Source organism: Pseudomonas sp. PA-4-8C (assembly GCF_021606625.1).
In the GTDB taxonomy this organism is placed as follows: Bacteria; Pseudomonadota; Gammaproteobacteria; order Pseudomonadales; family Pseudomonadaceae; genus Aquipseudomonas; species Aquipseudomonas lactis.
In genome coordinates this window covers 1-1,449 of sequence record NZ_WKCD01000527.1, presented here as the reverse complement: position 1 = coordinate 1,449, position 1,449 = coordinate 1, and the positions used below count along the sequence as shown (strand labels likewise).

The window sequence follows — 1,449 nt, the reverse complement described above, 5'->3', positions numbered from 1 at the left end:
CTGAAAAAGGGCATGAAGCGGGGGGAGAGATACATCAACTCGAGTAAATCTCACCCGCCGCTACCACGCCCGCGTCTTCACCACCATCAACACTATCTTGCATGACAACGAGCTGGAGCCCGCACGCAAGCTGATCCATCAGCTCTACGATGCCGGTGTCGATGCATTGATCGTGCAAGACCTGGGCGTGATGGAGCTGGATATTCCGCCGATCGAGCTGCACGCCAGCACCCAGACCGACATCCGCACACTGGGCCGGGCCAGGTTTCTCGACCAGGCCGGTTTCTCGCAGTTGGTACTGGCCCGCGAGTTGAACCTGCAAGAGATTCGCGCCATTGCCGATGAGACCGATGCTGCCATCGAGTTCTTTATCCACGGCGCCCTGTGCGTAGCCTTCTCCGGCCAGTGCAATATCTCCCACGCGCAAAATGGCCGCAGCGCCAACCGTGGCGACTGCTCCCAGGCCTGCCGCCTGCCCTACACCTTAAAAGATGACCAAGGCCGCGTTGTAGCCTTTGAAAAGCACCTGCTGTCGATGAAAGACAACAACCAGAGCGCCAACCTGCGCGCCCTGGTCGAAGCGGGTGTGCGTTCGTTCAAGATCGAAGGCCGCTACAAGGACATGGGCTATGTGAAGAACATCACCGCCTACTACCGCCAGCGCCTCGACGAGATCCTCGAAGACCGCCCGGACCTGGCCCGCGCTTCCAGCGGCCGTACCGCGCACTTCTTCCTGCCCGACCCGGAAAAAACCTTCCACCGTGGCAGCACCGATTACTTTGTCAGCGACCGCAAGATCGACATCGGCGCCTTTGACACCCCGACCTTCACCGGGCTGCCCGTGGGCACCGTGGAAAAAGCCGGCAAGCGCGACTTGCAGGTGGTCACCCATGAGCCGCTGTCCAACGGCGACGGCCTGAATGTGTTGATCAAGCGTGAAGTGGTGGGCTTTCGTGCCAACATCGCCGAGCCCAAGGGTGAGTTCGAAGAAGACGGTGAGAAGCGCTACCGCTACCGCGTCGAGCCCAACGAAATGCCGGCCGGCCTGCATCAACTGCGCCCCCATCACCCGCTCAACCGCAACCTGGACCACAACTGGCAACAGGCCCTGCTCAAGACCTCGGCCGAGCGCCGTATCGGCTTGTCATGGGTCGCGCGCCTGCGTGAAGAGCAGCTGCAAATCACCGCGACCAGCGAAGAAGGCATCAGCGCCAGCGTTATCCTGCCCGGCCCGTTTGGCGTGGCCAACAAGCCGGAACAGGCGCTGGACACCCTGCGCGACCTGCTCGGCCAGCTCGGCACCACCGAATACCATGCCACCCGCATCGAGCTGGATGCGCCGCAGGCGTTCTTCATCCCCAACTCGCAGCTCAAGGCCTTGCGCCGTGAAGTGATCGAAGCGCTGACTGCCGCACGCGTCGCCGCGCACCCACGGGGTGGGCGCAAGGC

1 pseudogene is annotated in these 1,449 nt (G+C 62.4%); it reads left to right on the top strand.

Annotated features, from left to right (window positions below):
- Positions 1–49: 49 nt before the first annotated feature.
- Positions 50–1,449 (top strand): annotated as a pseudogene (locus GIW04_RS30680) (peptidase U32 family protein); the annotation flags it as partial.